This is a genomic window from Leptospira mtsangambouensis (genome assembly GCF_004770475.1).
Classification (GTDB): domain Bacteria; phylum Spirochaetota; class Leptospiria; order Leptospirales; family Leptospiraceae; genus Leptospira_A; species Leptospira_A mtsangambouensis.
Genome location: NZ_RQHK01000017.1, coordinates 1 through 24,670, shown reverse-complemented (window position 1 = coordinate 24,670; position 24,670 = coordinate 1). Strand labels below are relative to the sequence as shown.

At 36.0% G+C, this 24,670-nt stretch carries 16 protein-coding genes; 7 read left to right on the top strand and 9 right to left on the bottom strand.

Going from position 1 to position 24,670, the window contains the following annotated elements:
- Window positions 1-45: 45 nt before the first annotated feature.
- Complete coding sequence (gene ahpC / locus EHR01_RS12505) at window positions 46-609, top strand: alkyl hydroperoxide reductase subunit C (RefSeq protein WP_135695104.1); 564 nt, start codon at window positions 46-48, stop codon at window positions 607-609.
- Between the two features lie 43 nt (window positions 610-652).
- Entirely contained in the window at window positions 653-2,212 is a 1,560-nt protein-coding gene (gene ahpF, locus EHR01_RS12500; protein WP_135695103.1) for an alkyl hydroperoxide reductase subunit F, read from the top strand.
- On the opposite strand, the gene EHR01_RS12495 is transcribed toward ahpF, so the two are convergent.
- The gene (locus tag EHR01_RS12495) at window positions 2,198-4,576 is read right to left on the bottom strand and encodes a PAS domain-containing protein (RefSeq protein WP_208721775.1); all 2,379 of its coding nucleotides are present in this window, start codon (window positions 4,574-4,576) and stop codon (window positions 2,198-2,200) included. The two genes, ahpF and EHR01_RS12495, sit on opposite strands and share 15 nt — an antisense overlap.
- 44 nt (window positions 4,577-4,620) lie before the next feature.
- Window positions 4,621-5,055, bottom strand: a complete 435-nt coding sequence (locus EHR01_RS12490; protein WP_135695102.1) for a hypothetical protein — start codon at window positions 5,053-5,055, stop codon at window positions 4,621-4,623.
- A gap of 146 nt (window positions 5,056-5,201) precedes the next feature.
- On the opposite strand from EHR01_RS12490, the gene EHR01_RS12485 reads away from it, so the two are divergent.
- From EHR01_RS12485 to EHR01_RS12475, 3 genes are read left to right on the top strand one after another with little or no spacing between them, the layout of a single operon-like run.
- A complete protein-coding gene (locus EHR01_RS12485; protein ID WP_135695101.1) occupies window positions 5,202-10,271 on the top strand; it encodes an alpha-2-macroglobulin family protein in 5,070 nt (1,689 codons plus the stop codon).
- Window positions 10,268-12,457: a transglycosylase domain-containing protein gene (locus EHR01_RS12480; RefSeq protein ID WP_167482953.1), complete on the top strand. Its 2,190-nt coding sequence runs from the start codon at window positions 10,268-10,270 to the stop codon at window positions 12,455-12,457. The genes EHR01_RS12485 and EHR01_RS12480 overlap by 4 nt, the downstream gene beginning before the upstream one ends.
- 49 nt (window positions 12,458-12,506) lie before the next feature.
- Window positions 12,507-14,093 (top strand): sulfatase-like hydrolase/transferase, encoded by a 1,587-nt coding sequence (locus tag EHR01_RS12475; protein WP_135695100.1) that lies wholly within the window; start codon window positions 12,507-12,509, stop codon window positions 14,091-14,093.
- Here EHR01_RS12475 and EHR01_RS12470 read toward each other — a convergent pair.
- Window positions 14,090-14,761 (bottom strand): TetR/AcrR family transcriptional regulator, encoded by a 672-nt coding sequence (locus tag EHR01_RS12470; RefSeq protein WP_135695099.1) that lies wholly within the window; start codon window positions 14,759-14,761, stop codon window positions 14,090-14,092. The two genes, EHR01_RS12475 and EHR01_RS12470, sit on opposite strands and share 4 nt — an antisense overlap.
- 143 nt (window positions 14,762-14,904) lie before the next feature.
- Between EHR01_RS12470 and EHR01_RS12465 the strand changes: the two genes are divergently transcribed.
- Window positions 14,905-15,315, top strand: a complete 411-nt coding sequence (locus tag EHR01_RS12465; RefSeq protein WP_135695098.1) for a DUF5329 family protein — start codon at window positions 14,905-14,907, stop codon at window positions 15,313-15,315.
- 53 nt (window positions 15,316-15,368) lie between these two features.
- Here the strand turns inward: EHR01_RS12465 and EHR01_RS12460 are convergent, their stop codons facing one another.
- Both EHR01_RS12460 and EHR01_RS12450 read right to left on the bottom strand, forming a co-directional pair.
- Complete coding sequence (locus tag EHR01_RS12460; RefSeq protein ID WP_135695097.1) at window positions 15,369-16,868, bottom strand: hypothetical protein; 1,500 nt, start codon at window positions 16,866-16,868, stop codon at window positions 15,369-15,371.
- Window positions 16,869-17,339: 471 nt separating this feature from the next.
- Window positions 17,340-18,188 carry an NAD(P)H-binding protein gene (locus EHR01_RS12450; protein WP_135695096.1) on the bottom strand — a complete coding sequence of 283 codons (849 nt, stop codon included), beginning with the start codon at window positions 18,186-18,188 and terminating at the stop codon, window positions 17,340-17,342.
- Between the two features lie 147 nt (window positions 18,189-18,335).
- On the opposite strand from EHR01_RS12450, the gene EHR01_RS12445 reads away from it, so the two are divergent.
- Window positions 18,336-19,232 carry an AraC family transcriptional regulator gene (locus EHR01_RS12445; RefSeq protein WP_135695095.1) on the top strand — a complete coding sequence of 299 codons (897 nt, stop codon included), beginning with the start codon at window positions 18,336-18,338 and terminating at the stop codon, window positions 19,230-19,232.
- Here EHR01_RS12445 and EHR01_RS12440 read toward each other — a convergent pair.
- The 4 genes from EHR01_RS12440 to EHR01_RS12425 all read right to left on the bottom strand — a co-directional run bounded on the left by EHR01_RS12440 (window position 19,200) and on the right by EHR01_RS12425 (window position 24,132).
- On the bottom strand, window positions 19,200-20,051 hold the full coding sequence (locus tag EHR01_RS12440; protein ID WP_135695094.1) for an RNA polymerase sigma factor: 852 nt from the start codon (window positions 20,049-20,051) through the stop codon (window positions 19,200-19,202). The two genes, EHR01_RS12445 and EHR01_RS12440, sit on opposite strands and share 33 nt — an antisense overlap.
- Window positions 20,048-20,425, bottom strand: coding sequence for a DUF1304 domain-containing protein (locus tag EHR01_RS12435; protein ID WP_135695093.1), 378 nt, complete (start codon window positions 20,423-20,425; stop codon window positions 20,048-20,050). The genes EHR01_RS12440 and EHR01_RS12435 overlap by 4 nt, the downstream gene beginning before the upstream one ends.
- Before the next feature lie 260 nt (window positions 20,426-20,685).
- On the bottom strand, window positions 20,686-22,278 hold the full coding sequence (locus tag EHR01_RS12430; protein WP_244310103.1) for a hypothetical protein: 1,593 nt from the start codon (window positions 22,276-22,278) through the stop codon (window positions 20,686-20,688).
- A gap of 261 nt (window positions 22,279-22,539) precedes the next feature.
- Window positions 22,540-24,132 carry a hypothetical protein gene (locus tag EHR01_RS12425; protein WP_135695092.1) on the bottom strand — a complete coding sequence of 531 codons (1,593 nt, stop codon included), beginning with the start codon at window positions 24,130-24,132 and terminating at the stop codon, window positions 22,540-22,542.
- Window positions 24,133-24,670 lie beyond the last annotated feature (538 nt).

Sequence of the window (24,670 nt, the reverse complement as noted above, 5' to 3'; positions counted from 1 at the left end):
TCCTTTATAGGGTATATTCTTCTTAACAGCAAAGGAGGATATTCAATGTCCAATATCAACACTCAAATTCCAGACTTTACAACGGAAGCTTTCCACAACGGAGCTATTAAAAAAATCAGCAAAAAAGACGTACTTGGAAAATGGTCCGTTTTTGTTTTTTATCCTGCAGATTTTACATTTGTTTGCCCAACTGAACTAGGTGATGTAGCAGATCATTATGAAGAACTCCAAAAAATGGGAGTCGAAGTGTATTCTGTTTCTACTGACACACACTTTGTTCACAAAGCTTGGCATGAAGCAAGTGATACCATTAAAAAAATCAAATTCCCAATGTTAGGTGATGCTTCTGGAAAGATCACAAGAGGATTCGGAGTAATGATTGAAGATGATGGTCAAGCACTTAGAGGAACATTTGTAGTGAATCCAGAAGGTGTGATTAAAACTGCTGAGATCCATGATCTTGGAATTGGCCGTTCGGCTGAAGAACTCGTTCGCAAAGTGCAAGCTGCACAATATGTTGCAAACAACGATGGCGAAGTATGCCCAGCGAAATGGAAACCAGGTAACACAACATTGAAACCAGGTCTTGACTTGGTAGGAAAAATCTAAACTTAATTAGGCGGGCATTGCCCGCCTAAATCGGGAGGTTATTATGTTAGATGAATCAACAAAAGAACAAGTAAAACAATATTTTGAAAGAATCAATAATCCTGTAAAAATACGATTGTATTCAGGTGTTCATGAAAAAAGAGAGGAGTTAGTAGCGTTTTTAAAAGATATCGTTTCTCTTTCTTCAAAAGTTTCATTGGAACATTCTGAGGAAAAAAATGATGGTCTCCGATTTGCAATTTTTTCTGAAGATAAACCTACGGGAATTGAATTCTCTGGTATTCCTATGGGTCATGAATTTACTTCATTGATTTTAGCAATTTTACAATCAGGCGGGAATCCAATCAAATTAGAGGAAGGCATTCTTTCTGCTGTATCAAAACTAAAAGAAAATTTGTATTTTGAAACATTCATCTCACTTGATTGTCATAACTGTCCTGAAGTAGTTCAAACTCTTAATAGTTTTGCACTAATCAATCCAACTATATCTCATAATATGATTGATGGAGCTATGTATCCAGATCTTGTAAAAGAAAAAAATATCCAAGGTGTTCCTGCTGTTTTTTTAAATGGCAAACGTTTTCTTTCGGGAAAGGCAGAAGCTTCGGTAATCTTTGATAAATTATTAGAATTATATTCTGTTCCTGAGTCGAACGAGGAAACAAAGGATCTTTCTAATCCATCTGATATTTATGATGTCACTGTCATCGGTGGAGGCCCTTCTGGTGTGACTGCGGCAGTGTATTCGGCTCGGAAAGGATTAAAAACCCTTGTCATCGCAGACAGATTAGGTGGACAAGTAAAAGATACTTTAGGTATTGAGAACATCATATCTTTACCTTATACGACTGGTCCAGAGTTGACTCATGTATTATCTGAACAACTTGACAAAAACCAAATCAAAAAGAAAGAAAATGTCCGAGTTTTAAAGATTGATCCTGGTAATTTAAAAACAATCCATTTGAATACAGGCGAACGAATTGTTACTAAAACTGTAATACTCTCAACAGGTGCCAAATGGCGTGAACTCAACGTCCCAGGTGAAAAAGAATTCGTTGGAAAAGGAGTTGCATATTGCCCTCACTGTGACGGCCCATTTTTTAAAGACAAAGATGTTGCTGTTGTGGGTGGAGGAAATTCTGGAGTAGAAGCGGCTTTAGACTTGAGTGGAATTGTAAAATCAGTCACCTTGATCGAGTTTGGTGACAAACTCAATGCGGACAAAGTGTTGTTGGATAAGGTAGCTCAGTCTCCTAATATCAAAACCCTTGTAAAAGCGCAAACAATGGAAATCCAAACGAATACGGAAAAAGTAACTGGGTTAACCTATAAGAACAGAATTTCGGAAGAATCTGAAACCATTCCTTTAGATGGAGTGTTTGTGCAAATAGGTCTAGTACCAAACAGTAGTTTTGTGAAGGATTTGGTTACAACAAATCGATTTGGTGAAATTTTGGTCGATGAAAAATGTAAAACCAATGTGGATGGAATATTTGCATGTGGGGATGTGACAAACACTCCATACAAACAGATCATCATTGCAATGGGTGAAGGAGCAAAAGCAGCTATTAGTGCGTTTGAATATCTTTTACACGCTGCTTGATAATAACCATTTTTCAAGAGCAGCATAAAGATCGGCGGAGGAGATTGGTTTGGTGAGAAAATCATTCATTCCTGACTCCATCGCCGTATCTTTAACAGAGAAAAAAGCTCCTGCTGTTAGTGCAATGATGGGAGTTTTTTTGATTGATCCTTTTTCTAGTTTTCGAATTTCGATAGTTGCCGTATAACCATCCATCACCGGCATCTGTAAGTCCATAAAAATTAAATCAGGAGGTTTTTGTTGGAACTGTTTGACGGCGTCAGCACCATCAGTTGCAAATCTTAGTTGTATATGAGGGTATCTCTTTAATAACATTTTTGATAATAGTTTTTTGTTTAAATCATTGTCTTCTACTATCAAAATATCGTTTCGGATTTGTTTATTTTCAACAATAACTGTTTCTTCCGGTGCTGTCAGTTTTTCTTCAAACAAATTAGAAGAAACAGATCCGGTTGCGTTCATCTCTAAAGATAAAACAAAACTAAACCTACTTCCATTTCCAAGTTCACTATCTATTTTTAGTTGCGAGTTCATTTTTTGTATGAGTTGGTTTGTGATCGAAAGACCAAGTCCAGTTCCACCATATTTACGAGTGATGGATGTATCTGCCTGCGAAAAAGAATCAAATAGTTTTGATTGTGAGTTTGGATCAATTCCTATTCCTGTATCAGAAATTGCAAACTCGATATCAATGATATCACCTACTTGTTTAAGAGGTCTAACTGAAACATCTACCTTCCCTTCATGGGTGAATTTAATTGCATTTCCAATTAGATTGGAAAGAACTTGTCGGAGTCGCAAAGGATCTAAAGAAACAAATTTTGGTAAGTTGGAATCCAGCTGAAGGTTTAGAGGAATGGCTTTAGATGCCGCTGAAATTTGGAATAAATCAACAGTTGACTGAACAAGATCAATCAAATCGGTACTAATAAATTCTAGATCCATTTTCCCAGAATCAATTTTTGAAAAATCTAGAATTTGGTTTACTAAAGATAACAAACTTTTTCCAGAAAGAAATATACTTCTCAAATATTCTTTTTGTTCGTCTGTAAGAGAAGAGTGTAACAAGAGTTCTGTGAATCCAATGATTCCATTGAGCGGAGTTCTAATTTCGTGGCTCATATTGGCCAAAAAATTTCCTTTCGCCATATTTGCTGTTTCAGCCATTTCCTTTGCTTTTCGAAGTGTATATTCTATTTTTTTAGTTTCTGTTAGATCGGTATTGGAACCAACCATTCTGATTTTATTTCCAGAAGAATCTCTTTGGATATAACATCTTGATAAAACATGAGCATAATTCCCTTTTCTTTTTTTCATCTGAAAGCTGAATTCAAATGTTTCTCTTTGTGAGAGCATGATGTTTTCTAAAAATTCTGAAACCCAATCCAAATCGTCTGGATGAATCAAACTTTTCCAATATCCAATCGGGACATTGTCAGCCTTATCGTCATTTCCGAATTCTAACCACCACCTGCGTGAATAGATGACTGTATCGTTGACTAGATCCCAATCAAACCAACCATCAGAACTGACTTCCAAAATTAGAGCATAGCGCTCGTTAGATTCCTTTAATGCGGTTTCTGCCCGTTTTTGCTCTGTAATGTCTTTACTGGCGCCGACAATGAATTTATATTTTCCTTCTACTTCAATGGGAGTGAGTGCAGTTGTCCAAATTTTTGTTCCCGCAGGCATCGGAATACTTTCTTCATAAGTAATTGTTGTTTTTGCATTTAAAACATTTTTGTAATTTCTGATGACAGGTCGTCCCAACTCTTCTCCGAGTAATTCGATTGGAGTTTTGCCTTGGATATAAGATTGAGTTACACCTGTTGATCTTTCATAAGCTAAATTGATACGACGGATGATAAAGTTTTCATCATCCATTACTTCCACAAGGAACATCGAATCTTGGCTTCCATTAAACAGAATGTTATTTTCGAGTAACAACTGTTTGATTTCTCCAGATTCATTTTTGATGATATCTTGGAGGGAAAGTAACTCGGAGATATCAGTAATGATTCCATCGAAACGTAAAATTTCACCGGTTTCATTTCGAATCAGCTTTCCTTGGCACTGTATAAATTTGATTTTTTTATTTTTAGTTTGGATTCGGTAACGAACTTGAATTTTATCGTCAGCGTGAAGCGATGTTAACGCAGTTTCAACAATAGGACGATCTTCCTCGTGGATTAGATTTTTCCAGTTATCTCGTGCATTTGTAAAATATTCTCTGGGGTATCCAGTGAGAGTTTCTGCCGAAGGGCTAATATAAAGAATTTCTAATTCTGGAAAATTAGCCGAAAAAACAACCTCCTCCATTGCAGAGAGAATTTGTTTTTCCAGAGATGGCGGAGGCAGACCCATACCGTCAATTCGACGGAAATTTTCAAAATATTTAACATGCTAAATTAGGATTTTCTAATAAGAAAGGGTAGGGCCAGTTGAGGGGTGAATAGACTGTAATTCATTCCCAAAAGTTCCTTTTCATTCAAAACCCGAAATTCATCTACGAAATAGGGCCAAGGAAAAGGTGCTTCTTTTGTGTATTCCAGGATTAAACTTGGGTTTCCATCAAGCCTCGACTTTCCAATGGACAACTTCATGGGGTGGCGCATTTGAAACTCTGTTGCTTTAGGAGGTAAAAAAAGATTATAAGCAATCTCAGATCCATCGAACGATTTGCCCCACCAATGACGAAAGGACATAAAATTCAAACTGAGGCGGGCGCCGGTTTGGAACCATCGGGGGCCTAGCCAATCGGCTTGGTAGTTTCCGATGGGGAAGGAGTTGGGTGCTTTTAATTCCAAAAATTGTTTTTTGAATTGAGATAGGGACATCGTCATCAATCAAATTCCAAAATGACAAAAGCATAGCGAAAATTCCGATCTGAATAAAAAAATATAGAAAGAAATTCCATTTCATTCAGGAAAGAGTTGGCAATGGGAAGTACCCATCGTAGAACAGGGAACATTCGAATTTCGGAGTCCTTATGCGTAAGTTGGTTCTTACTTTTGGTTTTTTGTTTTTTCTAAGTTCCTGCCATTCCGTTTCTGGTTTTTTTCGGTCCATCAAGCGCAGTTTTTTTCCAAGTAGTTGTCGTATCGAGGTGAAACTCGACACAACTGATTTAAAATATTTAGAAGATCTTTGGGACTATCGATTTACAGTTACAGAAGATACCAATTTACGAGATTTTGCATCTGCAGTTCAAATTTCCCCTAAACCATCCAATCCAAAAACCGAATTTTCAGATTATGTAAGCCGCGAGTTTTCTCTTGATACTTGGAACTTTGATCCAGGTGTTGTTTATGAAATCAAAATAGAAAAGTTTTATGCAGAGAATGATTGTTTTTTAGAAACGCCTGTTAGCTTCAAACTTCCTGTGATGCAAAGGAAACCATCTTTCTATTTATCAAGGGAAAATATATTTGAATCCAATTTAAACAAAGTACTTCCAATCTCAATTTCGAATGTACCTGAATTCCAAATTCGTTCTGCAGAACTGTCGATTCCAGTTCTTGTAAATGCAGTGGCAACATTGGGCGATAAGTATTATGAATTTGAAAACCAATTAAATTGGAAAAAGACGGTTTGGAAATCTGGTATCAAAGTAAATTCCTTTGGAAATCAAGGAATGGATATTGACCAATATTTTGGATCCAAACCAAATACGAAAGCTTGGGTCGCATTCCAGTTAGGTGCCAATGTCATTGGTGAAAATAACAAGGAAGAGTTCAAAAAAGAATCTATCTTTTTACAATCTACAAATTTAGGAATCACAACAAAGTTAGATCCTAATACGATCCATGTTTGGGTTCATAGTTTATCTAAAGCGGAACCAGTTGCAAACACGGATATCAGTTTGTATGAAAAGGGAAGTCTGCGTGGAACTTGTAAAACGGATAAAGATGGGTATTGTACGACACCTTCTATCAGCGACAATAAAGCATTCGGTAAATCGGTGTTAATTGCAGAAGATCCTACCGGTGATAAAGCATTTTTACATTTTAATGAAACACATATTGAAGGTTATAGTGACTACTACACAGAGAATCATGTAAAAGGAAAAATTTACTTTGATCGAAAACTATACCGACCGGGAGATCGAGTTGAGGTTAAAGCAGTCCTTGCTGATCGAAAAAACGGTGTTTTGGTTCCATATTCTTCGAAAGTAGTCAATGTACAAATTCGAGATTCGAGAGGAAAGGATATCTCGAATGTAAACTTAACTTCTACCGCACAAGGTGGCATTTTTACAAGTTACTCGATTCCTTCTGATGCTCCGCTTGGGCATTATTCCGTATCGGTTTATGTTTCAGGAAAAGATTACTCAGTTACCTATGATACCTTCCAAGTAGAAGAATTTCGTCCAGTAAATTTTATGGTGAATGTAAATTTGGCCAATACCGTAAATAAAAATCAAAATCTTAAAGGATCAGTAGAAGGAAAATATATGTTTGGGGCTCCGATGGGAGGAGCTAAGATTAGTTATTCGGTTTTAAAAAGGAAAAGATATATATCTTTCGATACTTATCCAAATTATGATTTTTCGGATACTTGGAACGATTACGAGGACGAATACTCGAGTGGAAATTCTGACTATGTAACTGGATCTGAAGGTGTTTTAGATACAAAAGGTTTTTTTAATTTGGACATTCCCATTAGCGATTTAACAGGTAAGTTTGCCACTGATGGAGAAAATATCGAAATAGCCGATCCGTATAATTTGATTGTAGAATCTTCTGTTTTTGATGTAGACGGGAAATCTGTTACAAAGTCTTCCAGTTTACCTTACAATCCATCTGAAACCTATGTTGGTTTAAAATGTAATGATCGATACCAGTCAATGGATAAACCATTCCAATTTAGTGCAATCGCTGTCAACTTACAAGGGAAAGCAGTTGCCGGTGCTGAATTAAAAGCCTATATTATCTACAATGATTGGACTTCCGTTCTTTCCAAAGGTCTTGGAAAGTTCTTCTTTCGCAGTAACCAACTAACAAAAAAAGTTGTAGAAGTAAAAAGTCTCACTTCGAAAGCGGAGGGAGTTTCGTTTGATTATAGAGCAAAAGATTCCGGAAGTTATACTATTTTAGTTTTAAATCGGGATAAAGTATTTTCGCGAGTAGATTTTTATGCATATGAAAAAGAATCTTATTACACTTGGGACTTTCGTGGTGATGACTCCATCGAATTACGTTCTGATAAAAATGAATATAAAATCGGAGATAAAGCAAAAATCTTAATCAAATCTCCGTTGCAGAATGCCAGGGTGATTGTCACGGTAGAAAGAGATTCTGTTTATTTTAAAAAATCATTTTTAATGAAAGGAAACAGTTCCCCGCTTGAGATTCCAATCGAAGAATCTTATCTTCCCAATGTAGATGTAAATGTTGTTATGTTGTCAGGAAGATTACCTGTACCAGAAGGACTCTCTGAGGATGATATTAAAGAATTCAATGAACAAGACTTAGGTGCTCCAAAAGCCAAAACAGGATCTGTGACTTTGAAGGTAAATTTAGCCTCTCGAACAGCACCTGTGGTTATCAAAACGGATAAAGCAGAATACCAACCGAGAGAACAAGTCAAACTATCGATCCAAACAAATCCAGGTGCCGAACTCACAGTATCCGTGGCAGATCGAGGGGTTTTAGATTTGGTTGGATATTCTTTTCAAAGTCCAGTACAAATGTTCTATCAATATTGGTATAGTATCGTGAAAACATTTGAACTCCGTAGTATGATCATCAAACATTATATTTACGAAAACAAAGGAGATAGTCCTGGTGGAGATTATGGTGAAGATTCTGGAGGAGGATTTTCTGCTGAATCAGAATCAGGAGCAAGAAAAGATTTTCGTTACACTGCTTACTGGAACCCAGTTGTTACGGCAGATAGTAATGGCAATGCTGATTTAAGTTTTACCTTACCAGATAACTTAACAACATTTCGAGTTATGGTTGCCTCCTCTTCTAATGGAAAATATGGAGCATCAAACTCAGAATTCATCGTCAAAAAGAATTTAGTTTTACAAAAGACCGTTGCAAGATTCATTCGCGTTGGCGATAGTTTGGAGTTAGGTGGTAGTATCACAAACAATACGAAGAAAAAAGGAAAATTTAAATATAAAATCGATTCAAAATTCCTTTCACAGGAGAAAGGATGGTCATCGATAGAACTTGCTGCTGGTCAAACAAAAGAAGTGCTCAGAACATTCCAAATCACAGAAGCACAGTACATCAAACTAAAACTGGATCATCCAAAAGATGAGATTCAATTGTCTTATCAAATTTCAGTGGAGCCGGAAAACGCAACCGAGTTTGCCGATATGAAAAAGGCGGATCTTTCTGATGCTTTAGCAGTTACGATTCCTATCAAAGAATTTGATCCTGTAACTTCAGTGCAATTTTCGGGTTATACCGATTCAGAATATAAAACCTTAGTAGTTTTTCCTAAAAAAGACTCTATTTTACTCAATAAAGGATCGTTGGACATCCGTTTGTCGGGAACTGCTCTTACTGCCTTAAAATCTGCCTTTGATTTTTATGAATCAAATCCTTATTTTTGTATGGAACAAAGAACATCGGCTTATTTGCTTTCATTGAGTGCAGGAGAGTTGTTGAAAGAATTTCAATACAAAGCACCAACAAAAGATTCATATGATTTTACTCAAATCGAAAAGTTGTTTTTGGATGAGATGTCAGAATTCCAAGCTGCTGACGGAAGTTTTAAAGTATGGAAAGGACATGGAAGAACTGGTTATCCATATTTAACCGCTTACATTGCTTCTGTAATGCAGATTGCAAAAGACAAAGGAAAAAGATCCAATCAGCAAGCATACCAAGCTGCGATCCAATACTTACAAAACTATGTCAAAAATCCTACAGAAACATCTACGAATTCCTATCAAACTCTAAGTTTAATATACTCAGTACTTTCGAAAGACAAGAAAGATGTTCATTCTTTAGAAAAAACATTGGTAGATAACTTCGAAGAACTAAATTTAAAATCCCGCGGTATTTTTCTAACAGCTTATGCAGAAACACATAAACTAGAATCTTATGAATCGGATTCCGTTTTTAAAAAGTTGTTTGTCGAATACACAAAGTACATTTCGTACGAAAAAGAATTATTCAGTTTAAAACCGATCAAACAAAAAAATGATGAATATTATTACTATTCTTACTATAGTTCGCCAACAGTTCTAGGTAACTATTTGAGATTGTTACTTAGGGTTGATTCAAAAAATTCTAGAATAGTCGATTTAGTAAAATCAATTATGATGGATCGACAAAACCATTTCTGGGCAGACAGTCATAGCGTGGGAACCATTGCTTTGGCACTTTCTGAATATAGAAATCGTTTTGAGTCAACCTCAACTGACACAGAAGGGCAGGCTATCTTTGGTGAAAAAACTTTGATTGATGAAAGCTTTTCTCCTTCATCAGATTCTATTTATAAAGAAGAAATTACCTTTGATCGTCTTTTTGAAGGAAAAGATCCTTCTAGTCGTCCTTTGCTGTTTAAACGTACAAGTTCCGAAGGAAGATTATACTTTCAATCTAGATTGATGTACATTCCTGTAAAAGACACTACTACTCAAAAGTTTAATGGACTAGAAATTAGAAAAACATTGTATCGAATTGATGGACGGGACTCGAGTGGTGATCCCATCTTAAAAGAAGTAACAAACCTACAAAGAGGTTCTACTTATCTTGTAAAATTAAAAGTGCTAAGTAACTCGGACCAAGCATTTGGAATGATTGTAGATCCAATCCCTAGTAACACAGAAATTGTAAATACCTCTTTTCTGACTGAAAAAAATTCGGATGCAGAAGATACTGAAGTTACTGAAAATTATTATAGCGGTTATAAAGAATATCGTGATGACCGTGTGATTTTTTCAGAAGACCGAATTGAAAGAGGAGAAACTGAGTTTAATTATATATTAAGACCGGTTGCCAAAGGAAATTCAATAATGCCAGCTTCAAAAACATTTTTGATGTATCACCCGCAGTTTTATGGAAATACCAATACGATTCGAGTGAAAGTGGATTGATCTCTAAAAAAAAAATCATTCTTTATACACTGTTAGTTGGAGTATTTGTTTCTCCACTAGCAGTTTTTTTGCTGCGGCCTATTTCTTTTGATTCCTTAAGAAATCAAACAACCGTTCGTATTTTAACAAAAGAAGGTACGTTAATCGGACGAGGGAAAAATCAAAACCAAACAAAACAGGATTGGGAAAGTATTAAGGAGTATCCAAGTTTTGTACCAGAGATATTAAAGATTGCTGAAGACAAACGTTTTGATGCCCATCACGGTGTTGATATTTTGGCAGGTATTAATTCTCTTCACTCTTATTTTTTTTCTAAAGGAAAAAGGGGAGGTGCTTCTACCCTTACGATGCAACTCGTAAGAATCCAAAATCCTGAAGTTCGTAATTATTCTTTTTTATTGCGGAAAGGTTTTGAATTGATAGAGGCTTTTCGATATGAGTTGTGGCTTACTAAATCAGAAATTTTAGAAGCTTATTTAAATTCAGTTTCCATTCACTCAAATATTGTTGGATTTCCTTCCGCATCACTTGCGTTATTTGGTAAACATGTACGTTTTTTGTCGATTGAAGAAACTTTGTATTTAACAGTCTTAATCCGAAAAAACCAACCCAAATTAGAGGAACTTTCAATTCGGTATCTCAATTTGAGAGATAGAATTCCCTATGAAATTCCGATCATCAAAGACCCGAATGAACTTACGATCCAACATAATTCTAAATTTAAATCGGATTATGTTGACCAATGGAAAGGTGAAAATCAACATTTTCTCAATTGGATTCGAATGTTGATTTCGATTCCCTCGGAAGAATTTGTATCTTCCTTATCGTCTGAGTTGAATTTTGAGTTAAACTCTATTGTAAATTCTGAATTAGAAGGATTAGAAAGATGGAATGTATCAAACGCATCTGCTATCGTTTTGGAAAGAGTTCCAGGTAAGGATGATGAATTAGAACTAAAAGCAATGATTGGTTCAAAAAATTTCTTTGAAGACGGGAATGGTATGGTAAATGGCACTTTGGCTTACAGAGATGCAGGAAGTACACTAAAACCGCTGTTATATGCAATTGCTATCGAGAAAGGCCTTTATCATGTTAATTCTATTTTTTCCGATGAAAAGTATTCATATTCTTTGGCGCAAGGTGGGAATTATCTCCCTAGAAATGCGGACCTTCGGTATTGGGGGGATTTAACTCTGGCGGAAGCGCTTGGAAATTCAAGAAATATACCTGCTGTGACTGCTATCAACCAAATGGGTGTTCCTATTTTTTATCGGTTTCTACAATCAGCAGGTTATACCCACTTAAAAGAATCTCCTCAGTTCTACGGGCCAGGTCTTGCACTTGGGGCAGGAGGAACTAGTCTCCTTCAGCTAACGCGCGCTTATGGATCTTTCCCTCTGGGAGGAATATTGCCAAAAATTCGATTAGGAAACATTGATAAAAAACCTCTCTACTTTGGTTCATCCACTCGTTTATTTTCTGAAGAAACTGCTGAAGAAATTAAATTTGTTTTAAAAGATCCAAAACTTAGACAAAGAGCCTTTGGTCGCAGGAGTTATTTGGATTTTCCTTTTCCTGTTTCAGTCAAAACAGGCACTTCCAAGGATTATAGAAACTCCTGGACTGTCGCATTTAACGACCATTATGTTGTTGGTGCTTGGGTTGGAAACTTCTCTGGAGAACGAACCATGGATGTATCTGGTTCTTTCGGAGCCGGAAGAATTGTACAAAATATATTTAGAAATTTAATGAAAGACCGACCAAAGACAGATTATATATCTAAGTTCACTGAAACAAGGAATTTCTGTCGGCTAACAGGAAAATTGGCTTTGTCCCAATGTCCATCCATTGCCTTAAAAGTAAGGAGAAAACTTGCTTCATTGGAATTGTGTGATAAACACAAGGAAGAAACATATGTGTCTGTATTAGGAGTTGGATTTGTTTATCCTTCGATGGGGCAGATATATTTATACCATCCTTCTTATGAAAAAGAAACACAAAGTATTCCTGTTAAAGTAAGAGAAATTAATACCTTAAAAGATCCAAAATTAATTTGGAATGGGAAAACCGAATTGAAACCTTCCCTAAATGGAGATTTAAGATTACCAATCATACGAGGAAAACAATCTTTGGTGTTGTACGATGGAGAACAAAAAAAGGCATCTGTTGATTTTGAAGTTAGATAAAGAAAAATTAATAAACTGGAAATCGTTTGTTCAAAGTGAAAATTCACCGATGACCCTTTTATACTTACTATTGTATTTTTTCCAAGGGCCTATTATTTTTTCTTTCGGCGTTTGGGTTTATTTTCACGGACTTTGTGTGACCTTACTTGCAGTCGTAACTTTGAGTTTAGATTTTTATCTTATACAAAGTCAAAAAGATAAGCGCCTCTTAAAAATTATGATTCGATTGTTTTTGTGGGTTTTCTTTTTGGTTGTTCTGGGATACCAAGAAGTTTATCAAACTGCATTAACCTTTGAAATTGTTTTCTATTTTTTGAATCATATCAATCATTTGTATTCGGATATCCTAAATTTTTTCTACCAGTGGCAAGTTTGGCAATGGATCACTTTAGGTATGGGAATTTTAATTTTATTTTTCAAAAATCGTAAAATAGTCACTTATGTTTTGTTATTTGGTCTTATTTTTGTTTTGGTCCTTCGTTTTGATTCTGAACGAAGAAAAACTTCGATTCATTTAAACACAAACGCTAACCAACAAATTTCGAGAGGAAAAAAAAATTTACAGTCAATCCCAGGAAGACCAAATTTTGTTATGGTTATGTTAGAAGGAGTCGGACGAAAACATTTAGAAAAAACTAAATCAAATTATATTGATTTTTCGGTTCTGCAAGATTCTCATTTTTGGATTCCTATGCCACATACTTCTAAAAGTATTTTTACTTGGTTAACTGGGGATTCACAATTACAAACCACTCGTTTGACATTTAATGATTCTCTTGTGCAATTGAATCTTCCTAAACAATTAGAGAATTTATACGGTTACGAAACTTTCATGATTTATACTCAGTCACTTCACTTTGAAGGGATGGATCGTTTTTTTCCGCAGATTTTTCAAACGGTTCGGGATAAATCTTATTTGGAAGAAAAATACGGAAAACTTTACAGCGCATTTAGTTGGGGAATGGATGACCGAGTTGTCCTTTCTGCCATGAAACAAATGTTTGGGGCAGAAAAAAAACCTTTATTTGTTTTGATTGGTCTCAGTCAAACTCATAGTCCATATTTTGTAACAAATGAAAATTCTCAGAGTCAATGGAATTCACCTTTGATTCGTTATGAGGCTTCTTTGAGAGAAGAGCTTGCGGTTATCGATTCAATTATATCATATTGGAAAGATTACTCATCAAGAGAAACTGTTTTGATCTTAACGGCAGATCATGGTGAATCGTTTGGTGAAGAAGGAGCACATGCTCACAACTATTCTTTGTACAATCAGGAAACTGATGTACCGTTTTTGTTGTACTTTATAAAATCCGGTCAAATTTACGTTCCAAAACTTGGTACGTCAGTCGATTTTAAAGATACCATTTTGCATTTGTTAGAAACGGATAGTGGGAAAACAAAAAATAATCTAGAAGCAAATTTTTTTCATCCCAATTACCAACCAAATTTATTTTTGAAAACTTGGAATTCGGAAATTCAAAAATCTTGGGTTATAAAAGATAAAAAGTATATTTATCATAGTGATCGAGACCAATTAATTCAAATGGATTGGTCAGAAAAACAAAGAGTTCCTATCACTGATTCTCGTTTGAAACAAAAAATTAAAAATCAAATTTATTCAGGAATGTATTAAGGAGATTTGATTCCATTAAGAAGTGTCAAAATAGAAGTACTAATAAAACTTTTGAAATCTAAGACAAATATATCTAATCCATCGTCCTTTACTGCTTCTCGGAATTGATTGGAAGGAAAACCGTGAGACCATGATCCAACTGCCAAGGCATGGCATTGCATCAAAAATATAAAACCTGTTTGTTCATTGAGAAAAGGAAAAGTTTTGATAAGCAGTGGAAGAATTTTAAAAATTTGTGCTTTTAAGCTCAATTTGAATTCCCGGATGGTTTCAACACTTGCATTTTTTTCTAATATCGTTGGAACAATTGGTAGGAGTTTTAAAAAACGAATATGTCGATCCATAGATTCAACAAACCAATTAGAAAATCCTTCAGCATCGATATTCTTTGTTTCAGTAAGAAACAATTCCATATCTAAAAACCATGCTTCATAATCTGCGATGTGGACACGAAGGCAGAGATCTTCTTTGGTAGGAAAATATAAATACAATGTTCCTTTTGCTATTTTGGCTCGTTTTGCAACTTCATCCATTGAAAGTTCAGCCCAGTCTTTTTTTTGCAATAGGAAGGCCGCTGATTGAAGAATGGAAGTTCGTTTGGAAAGTTTATCTTTTTCCAATACGGCTCGTTTTTTGGGCGAACGTTCTGCAACCGAAAGGCGACTCATACCTCCAGAGTAGGGGAATCCTAAAAAATATGCTAGAAAAAAATGTCATATTGACTAAAGGTCAATTTAAAACAACCATCAGTCATTTATATTTGACTTATAGTCAGAAAGAAGATTGAAGTGATACAAATGAGGGAAGGTTTATGAATTTCCGTGGTCTCCTATGGTATTTTACGGCAATTGTTTTGTTTTTATTGATTGGGGTTTCTCATGTAACTGGCAAATCTAATGTTTGTTTACCACTCACTGAAGAAGAAAAAATAGAAAAACTTTTAAAAAAAGTTGGATTGCTCCAAGGGAGTTTCATTCGGAATGGAGAATCACATACAGCGGAAGAGGCAGAGAAACACCTTCGTTACAAATTGAAAGAAGCGAAAAACTCTTTCTTTGCTCCAGACCCTAAGGAATGGACCGCCAAACTATTCATCGAAAAAATTGCTTCCAAATCGTTTCTCTCTGGAACACCTTACCAAATCAAATTTGTGGATGGAAAAGAAACCAAGTCAGCAGATTGGTTATCTGCCGAATTAAAGAAAATTGAATTTTGTTTATAGTAGAATGGAGATGATTCTCCATTTTCATTTTATGTAAAACGGAGGAGCAAACTTTATTCTTCTAAAGTTTGAAATCCTAATCTTGATGGCGATTCACTTTCTGTTGTGAACACTTTGTCCATGAATCCAATTTTCCCAGTGCATAGTTCTTTCATCTGGTCTGTCCGTTTGGATTCAGTTCCACCTAAGTTAGAAGAATAGCGAATTCTATCAAAGATACCGTCAGGACGAAACCAAACATCTGCAATTTGATATGTTCCAGATTCTGTTCCTGTGGTTACACTGGCACCTGAAGTATAACGATCATATGTATTCGGGACTCGAGAGCGGTTTCGCCAAAACCCTTTAGAATCAAGTAAAGTTGGTGGTTCCTCAAAGTTAGGAACGTCACCACTATTAGATCCTAAAAAAGATATCCATTCCAAACCACCGTTCAAATTGTACTGCGCAAATGCATAATGTTGGGTATCACTCTGGATTGGTTCCTTTATCACGGAACTCCATGATAAATTTGTTGTTAAAAGTTGTAAGATTGATGTACCTGAGACTATGATTTGTCTAGTATCTCCGTATGTGGCACTTGTGTAACCAGTATAGACAAACATCTCTCTGATGCCACTAAGGATATTAAACTTTGTTATATAAGGTAGCTGCGTACCAGGATTCGGGTGAGTGGTTCCATCTATACTCCCGTTGGTTGTTCCTGATAAATAGATATACCCGTTCGAGTAAGATACATTAAATCCAAAATCATTACCGGAACTTGTGATGTATTTTTGAAATAATCCATTTCCAAAAGGATCCACACTTCCGTACAATATGTCTGTATCACTTGTGCTACCCAAAGAACTATTTAATATAGGGGGTAGTTCTGAAAATGGTGTATGGCCAAAGGATCCTTCAACAGTAGTAAAAAAATGAATCCTATCAAAACTATCAATCGTTGTGACTAAATAAATTCCTATATCCACTGTATCCAAATAAGTATACCAAACCCTACTGCCATCACTTCGGTGTCTTCCCAGATAAACTGACATACCTTCATCAGCTTTTGGAGAAAGATTAGATGGAAGTAATTGTCCAGCACCATTTGCAAAAAAACTTACAGCCAAATCACCGTTAGTGTATAAATGTAGTCTCGGGTTGAAGTTCAGTGAACTATAAGCCTCCCCTAAATAATCGATCCATTGGATATCGCCATTGTTTCTAGAAAGGCGCATGATAAAAAAGTTCTTAGTCAAACCAGGAGTTCCCACAAAAGATCCAGTGACTCCTGTTGACTTTCCCGGAATGATCGGTTCTTCAGTAATTCCTACTACAACGATGTCTCCATTTGACAAAAATTGAAAATCAGAACCAAAGGTAGAATAAGTTCCTGAACCATAACTTCTGTTCCACTGTGAAAAATTGGAACAACCGTTGTTTAAAAGAGCTGTTTGGATGAGGTTTCGTAACCAAAAATCATTTGTAGCCGGATCATTGGGGTTGTTTAGGTTTAATTTGCAGGATAATAGTAAAATCAAAAGTGTAAAAATAGAAAAGATACGCAACATATAGATAAACCAAAAAAGGATATAACCATATCATCGTCGTAAGGGTTAGGTGACGATTTGTTTTTGTAAAAGGATTTACTTTTTCATTTATTTCATTAGTTGTTTTGGTTTTAAGAAAAAAATTGTAAACAAAGTTTGTAAAAAAATTGCATTCTTGTAGTGTATTCTGCCATACGAAACGCGCTGGTTTTGTGATCGAAAATAAAGACAAATCAGTAAACACCAAACGGTATTTTTTATGGGTTAGGATCTAGTAACTAACAACATAGATGTAGTTGAATTGATTTATGAAATTGGAAAAGATGATAAAAAAATCTTTGTACAAAGTTTGGTGATTGGATATTCACAAAAAGTTAATGCTGGATATTTTACTTTTGCCGTTTCAAAAATTATAACTTAGAAATATTTTAGAAGACCCGGCTGGCGGTGCCGCCAACCGTATCTTAGTTTCTCCATAAATCTGATTCAGATTTATTTCCAAGAACTTGCGAAATCTTTTGCGTATTCTGCAAAAGAGATCGGATTTTTTCCTGTTAAGGTTTTAACAGTTTCAAGAATCGGGGCAGAAAATCCTTCTTTCAATGCTCCAGCGATCATCACAAGAAATGCCGCGTAATCTTTTGATAATCCAGCTGAAACAAGTGAAGATTCAAAAACTTTTGGATCAACATCAACATATTCAATATTTTTTCCACTTACGTTTGTTAAGTGTTTTGCAACTTCATTATGATCAATGGATTCTGGTCCAGTCAAAGTGAAGGCTTGGTTATCATACTTTGTAGTAGTAAGAAGAACGGCAGCAACAGAAGCAATGTCTCTTGCATCGATAAAACTTGTTTTTGCGTTCCCACCAGGAAAATAAATTTTCTGGTCTTGTTTGATACCTGCGATCCAAAAAGTATGGAAGTTTTGCATAAACCAGTTAGGTCGAATGATATTCCATGGAATCCCAGCACCTTCGAGTAAAATCTCTGTTTTGCGAAATGGAGCTTCTGGCGGTGTATGGTCCACACCCATTGCAGTCATAAGAACTATTTTTTTTAGGCGGACTTGTTTTGCTTTTTCAATCCATGGAGAAAGGATTTCGTATTGGTTGGTTTGGCCGGGAGGACTTAAAAAATAAGCGGCATCCACTTGTTCCAAAACTTCTAATCCTTTAGTGAGATTAGATGAATCAGCAAAGACCCAATGCAAATTGGCACTGCTTTTTTGGGACTCGGGTTTTCTGGATCCTGCCCAAACTTCATGCCCCTGTTTTTGTAATTCGGTAACGAGATGGCCCCCAACAAGTCCTGAACCACCATAAACAAATACTTTCATAACGTATCCTCGATTTCGGATTTAAATCCTTTATTGTTTTTCTATCATACTGGGGATTTTTTATACTGTCTATGTCGTAAAATATTAAAAATATATCCAATCGTATAAAATGATAGACTTTTGGGTAAATTTGAGAAAAATGGGAGAATGGATCTACTATCGGATATTCTCTCCTCTGCCGGTTGGACAAATGACCTACTATCCAAAGGCCAAATTTACCAAAGTTTTGGATTTCATTTCCCTTGTGAAAAGAGTGGGGGATTCCACGTCGTAACACAAGGCAGTTGTTATGCGAGGATGGGAAATACAACGATTCCTTTACATAAAGGGGATCTGATTTTTATCACCCGGGGAACCAATCACGAACTATTATCCGATCCGAAAGCAAAAGTAGTTACCATTGAACGTTTCTTAGGTGAAAAGAAAACACAGATAAAAAATGAAAATCCAGTTACTACTTTTGTTTCAGTGAGATACGAAGTCCCACCGGGACCTGTCCACCCATTGTTTTTGGAACTACCGGAGTATATTCATATTCCGTATGAAACGATTCAAGCTCATCATGCACTCGGAGACATCATTCAAATCCTTTCCCGAGAATTAGAATTGAATTTAGGAACTGATTTAATCGTACAAAGATTAACAGACATTCTGTTATATTATATGTTGAGAATGTGGTTAAACAATCATGTCACTTCACAAGTCGGATGGATTAATGCTTTCCATGACACGTTGGTTTTGTATGCATTGGAAAAGTTGCACAATGGATATAGCAAAGAATGGACTATCGAATCCTTAGCTAAAGAAACAGGAGTTTCTCGTGCAAATCTTGCGAACCGATTTCGAGACGTTTTGGGTATTCCTCCTATGGAATATCTGACAAAACTTAGAATGGAAAAGGCAAAAGAATTATTTCAGAAAGGGAATATCGGATTGGAAGAAGTTGCGCAAAATGTAGGTTATGCATCCGCTTTTTCTTTTTCAAAAGCTTATAAACGAATTTATGGAACTTCACCGAGCCGTGAGTGGAAACGAGTTGTTTAATAAAGATTTAATATTTTCTAATTGGTTTTTTTTCGGTAAAAACTCTGGATGATTACGAAATACTTCTGCAGCTTTTCTGATTTTGGAAGTATTTGCCATCATAGGTTTTGTTTCTTTCCATCTTCCATCTATTTTCATTTGTTCTGAAAGTTTTAGATAGGATTTGATCCTTCCTCTTTTTGTAGCATAAGTGACACGATCTTTGCAGTGACAAGGGTTGTCTGCTTTGGTTAAACTACATTCTTTTCCGAGAAAAGTTTCCATTTGTTTTCTTGATCTGGACAACTTTTGGCGAAAGGTTTCGGAGCGAATTCCCATAACCCAAGCCCCTTCTTCACTAGAAGTTTGGAATACTTCGCCTAGTAGATATACCATACGGTAAGGTCTTGAAAGGCCTTGTAACATAGCATAGGTGCAAGCAACTTGAACGTGTAAAATCATCTCCGAAAGTTTTGGAGAATTTTCCCCTTCTTCTGGACTTGGGGTGTAGGCGATTTGTGTTCGGTGCAATTCTTCACGAACGGCTCTTAAATGTACTTTCCTTTGTTCCATTTTTGATTTCTGCAGATTGATCAAGTGATTGCTTGCAATTCGATAGATCCAAGTGGAAAGTTTACTTTCCTTTCGAAAGCCACTTAAGTTTGTAATGACTTTGACTAAAATTTCTTGAGTGGCGTCTTCCGCATCTTCTGGGTTCCATAAAAACTTCAATGCCAAAGAAAACAACTTTGGTTGGAAGATTTGAATTAGTTCTTCCAACGCTTTTGTTTTTCCAGCAAGTGAACTTTCTAATAATAAAAGATGCGGATCGTCTATCATTGGTTTTTGTTAGATAAGTAGTGTAACACGAGAGCTAGGAAAGCTGGCAAGCCTTGTGAAAACAAAATAGAAAACTTAGCAGTTGCTGAACCATAAATTCCTGCCACTACCACACAAATGAGAAAAAACAAAATGGTTTGGAATTTCTGGTTTTGGTCTTTGATAAAAAATAAAGCCCAAAAAAGTCCCGCTGCTAAAAATCCATTATAAAGGCCTTGGTTTTTTGCAAGTTTTGCCGTTATTTCTGCAGTTTCTGGTGTTAACTGGAAAATTTTCATCCCTAGATCGGTTTTCCAAAGGAACATTTCCAATACCAATATGAACACATGTTCTACCGCAACAAATGCAGTTAGAATGAAGGAAGTGAGTTTCATCGAATTCTCCTAAAGAACTGTTTTACTATTGGGACAATTGATCTTACCTTTTGTGACAGATTGGGAAGAAAAAAATACGAAAATACTGCTAGTTTTGCACAACAAAATACGAGGAGCTGATTGGCGTTGGGTGGAAATTGCGCTGAAGGCAGTGGCGGCAGTGTATTATGTTTCAAGTTCGTACATGCTTTCTAAAAATAGTTGAGAGTGAACTCGGTTTGGAACCTGGGAACCATAAGATTAGTTAAAGTTCCCTTATCTTATGGTTCTTCGTTTGCCGGCCTTGTTCCCAGTTCGAGCACACCTATTTCAGATATAACATTCTGAATACTTTGTAATCGAACCAAACGACCGCCACATGCCTCTGTTACGGCAGATAGATTTTGTAGCAATTCATCTGCTCCAGGGGGGTCATTTAATATACTTGTTTTATAGTGGATTGATTGGTACTTTCCATTGGTTCCCGCAATGGTTAAGGTCGTCATTTGAAAGGGATTAATTCCAGTACCAGTTACTGGTATAGTTAAACCAGTATATAAACCTCCATCTTCAAAGGTATAGGTGAAGGCTTTCATTGAGTCAGATTCTTTGATATAGCTGATTATTGCTGGAATTTCCAAAGCTCCATTTGTCGTAGATCCAAGGAACTGATTCCAAATCAGGTTTCCATTCCAATCAAACTTAGAGAAAATATTGTTTCTAAAGTTTGAGGCCGATTGATAGGGGTGGATAGATGTTCCGAATTCACCAGCATTCAAACCTGTTCCATAAAATCCGTCAGATCCTTGCACTAGATTTTGTAAAGCTCCGAAAATATAGGTAGGATTAATGGATCCTAGATAAGTAATGTTGGAAATGGAAAAATTGGTAACGGAGAGATTAACAATTACTGGCCTATTATAATTATAAGAAGGTAGCGGGTGACCGGTGTATCCAGTAAAATTATCTCCTGCACTTCCAGATAAGATAATAGATCCGTTTAAACCGAGAATCGCAACATATACCGTTGAATTATTGTTAGATGGCAAATAGCGCTGGCGTAAAGGTCCACCATGTTGTGATAAAACTGCCCATCCTATCTCTTCTTGATTAGTTGAACCATTGGAAGGAACTTCCATGGCTAGAAATTCACCAAACCCATTTGTATCTGGATATGCTGTACCAATACTCGTGAAAAAAAGATGTATTTGATCAAAACTATCTGAGACAAGGGTAAATCTATTTACTACAATAGAATTATCAGTTTTGTCTAAATAAGAACTCCAGACACGGTTCCCATTGGAATCAAAACGAACTATTAGCATTGAGTTTGTATTTGTTTTTGGCGATATGGGATTCCCTTGGGCGGCACTGTTTGTATAAGCAGCCACAATAACATCACCATTCGACAATTCCGTAACCGGAATCATTTCTTTTTTATCTGAAGCAGTTGCAAGTTGGCCGAGATAATCCAACCATTCTATTTGAAACGTTCTTCCATTGACTATAAATGCAATACCGTTCAAATCGCTTCCTGGTGTTCCTGAAAAAGAAAAATTTTTCCCAGCGGTTTTTCCATTCCAAACCACTTCTTCAAAAACTCCTGCCGTCACTAAAAAATTCCCATTTTTGAGTTTAAGCAATTTATAAGGATAGGTCTTATATGTTCCAGTTCCCAATCGAAGAGAAGCTTTTGCATTGGGATTACATAAACTACGTAGGTATTCTTCCCAAAGCCAAGTTTCTGTATAACTTTTAGATATTGGGTCTTTTGGGTTGTTAAATTCCAGCTTACAGTTGTTCAACTGCATTAAGATGATAGTTAAGGGCAGAAGTATAAAAAACTTCCACTTTAAATTTCTAAAATGATTCATTGCCAAACTAAATTTTCCGCTAATTGGGAAAGTTTTCTGTATTTTTAGTCATTTCAGAGGAAGACAGAAATTTCTCAAGTCCTTTGTGGAAATCCCTAACAAAACAGATTCAATTTGAAACCGATTTTCAGAGTTTTTTGGTTTGAAGTTAATCTTGAAAATTAGAATATTCTGTTATTTATATGCATTGAATCAAAGGTGATTTTATGCGAATGGATTTTGGTGTTTATCCCTGTGGTCTGTAGTAAATACCGCATGGTTCTAGGGTTCTTCCATCGGAGGTTTGGTAGAGAATTCTAAATAACCAATTGTTGCCGGAAAATATAAGAATCTTTTTAAAGATACCATTCTCCCATTACAAGCATCTTGAATGTCTACATTTAATCCTATCAAACCAGAAACGGGATTAGTGACTAAAATATTGGTTTCGTATCGAATGGAGTTATAACGACCTGCTCTACCATTGATACGCAAAGTTACGTCCTGATAAGGATTAATTCCAGAACCATAACTGATGGAGTCGAGTCCTGTCATTCGTGTTCCAGCTTCTGTTCCCAATAGTTTCACGCGAATTTCATCGAAGTAAGAAATATAAGACAATGCAGGAACTAAATCAATCACGTTAGTAGTGGAAGAACCTAAGAATTGGTTCCAAAGTAAGTTTCCATTCAAATCAAATTTTACGAATGAATAATTTCTGAAATTTCCAGCAGGATAAAATTGATAGTCATGAATGGGAAATCCATAAGATCCTGCTGCCACTCCTGTTCCATATATTCCGTCATTTCCTAATGTCATCGCCTCTAATTTTCCAACAGTAAATGTTGAATCGCTGGAACCAAGATAATTGATTTTAATTACGTCTTGCGTATTGGAAGATAAAAAGGCAGAAAATCCTCTTGGTTGATTCAATGCTGGATGACCAGAGAAATTTTCGATTTGATTCAATGCACTACCACCTAACAAGATAGTGTCATTTTTAGTATAGATCGCAGAGATAACTTCAAAATCACTCGCACCACGTAAAAATCTTTGTCGTTGTGGAATTCCACTTCCATTGAGAATGGCCCAACCAATTTCTTTTTGTCCTGCAAACAATCCATTTGAAGCCACTGTAGGAGCTGGAAATTCAGTGATACCCACCGAGTTGGGTGTATTGGCAGCAGTGCCGATAGACGTATAAAAAAGATGTATCTGTTCCTTCGAATCGACTATATGGGCTATTTTGTCTATGTTAAAGGTTCCTATTGCCATATCTAAATATGTGAACCAAACACGCGAGCCAGATGGGGAATAACGTGCTACCATAAAAGAATCCGAGTTTAGTTTTCCTGAAATGGCTCCAGCTTGTTCAGTTCCAGTGACTTGAGTAAATATGCCGATCTCTCCATTGGAAAATTCAGAAAGACTGGAAAAATAACGATTGGAACTAGTAGTTGCTGCGTGCCCTAAATAGTCCAACCATTCAATTTCGAATGTCCTCCCATTAACTTGAAAGATGACTATGAATGGGTCTGTTCCTATTACTCCCGTATAACTATGATTAATTCCATCACTTCTTCCTGACCATAAAATTGGTTCTGAAACACTGGCTGTGATAATGTAGTTCCCGTTTTTTAAAGAAAGGAGTGATTGCGGTAATACTAAATAATTCCCACTGCCAATTCTAACATTTCCTCTCACGAGAGGACTACAAATCGTTCGAAGATAGGTATTCATTGCAGCTGTTTCAAAATAACTTTTTGATTTTGAATCACTTGGGTTGTTTAAATCTAACTTACAATGAACGAAAGCAAAAATGAACAAATAGATAAAGATAATCGTTATTTTGTGAGCTTGGAAACCAGATAACATGTTTTTCCTATTCCATTGTTCCTGAAGCGAATATGGAAACTAATTATTGAATTTGATTTCTAAAAGAGAGCAGAAAAGATTTAGTTCTCAAGTCATTTGCAGGGATTTGATTCGAAAAATAAGTTAAAATTTGTGGCTAGTCCTAGTTGTCATATGAATTTTTCTTATCTTCTCATACTTTTGCACCCATTTACAAAAGTAATACTCATAAAACCGATAAAAACGGTGCAAACCTGTTTTCAGACCGTTTTTAACGGAAAATTGAAACTTTTTGGACAAACTAATAAAAATTAGCTGTCGCCGAACGTCACAATGGAACACATTAAAATTTGTTAATATACTTCTAAACATCTAGGCTAATTTTTATAATGCGAATTCCCAAACAAATTTACTTTTTTTCTTTTCTCTTTTTATTCACTCAAAATTGTCTTCTGTTTTTTCCCACAGGTGACAACCAAACAGACTTTAGTCTATTTGCTTTTCTATTTGGCCTTGTCGGTGGATCACCTACATCTTCCCAAAACCTGACCCCAGGTGC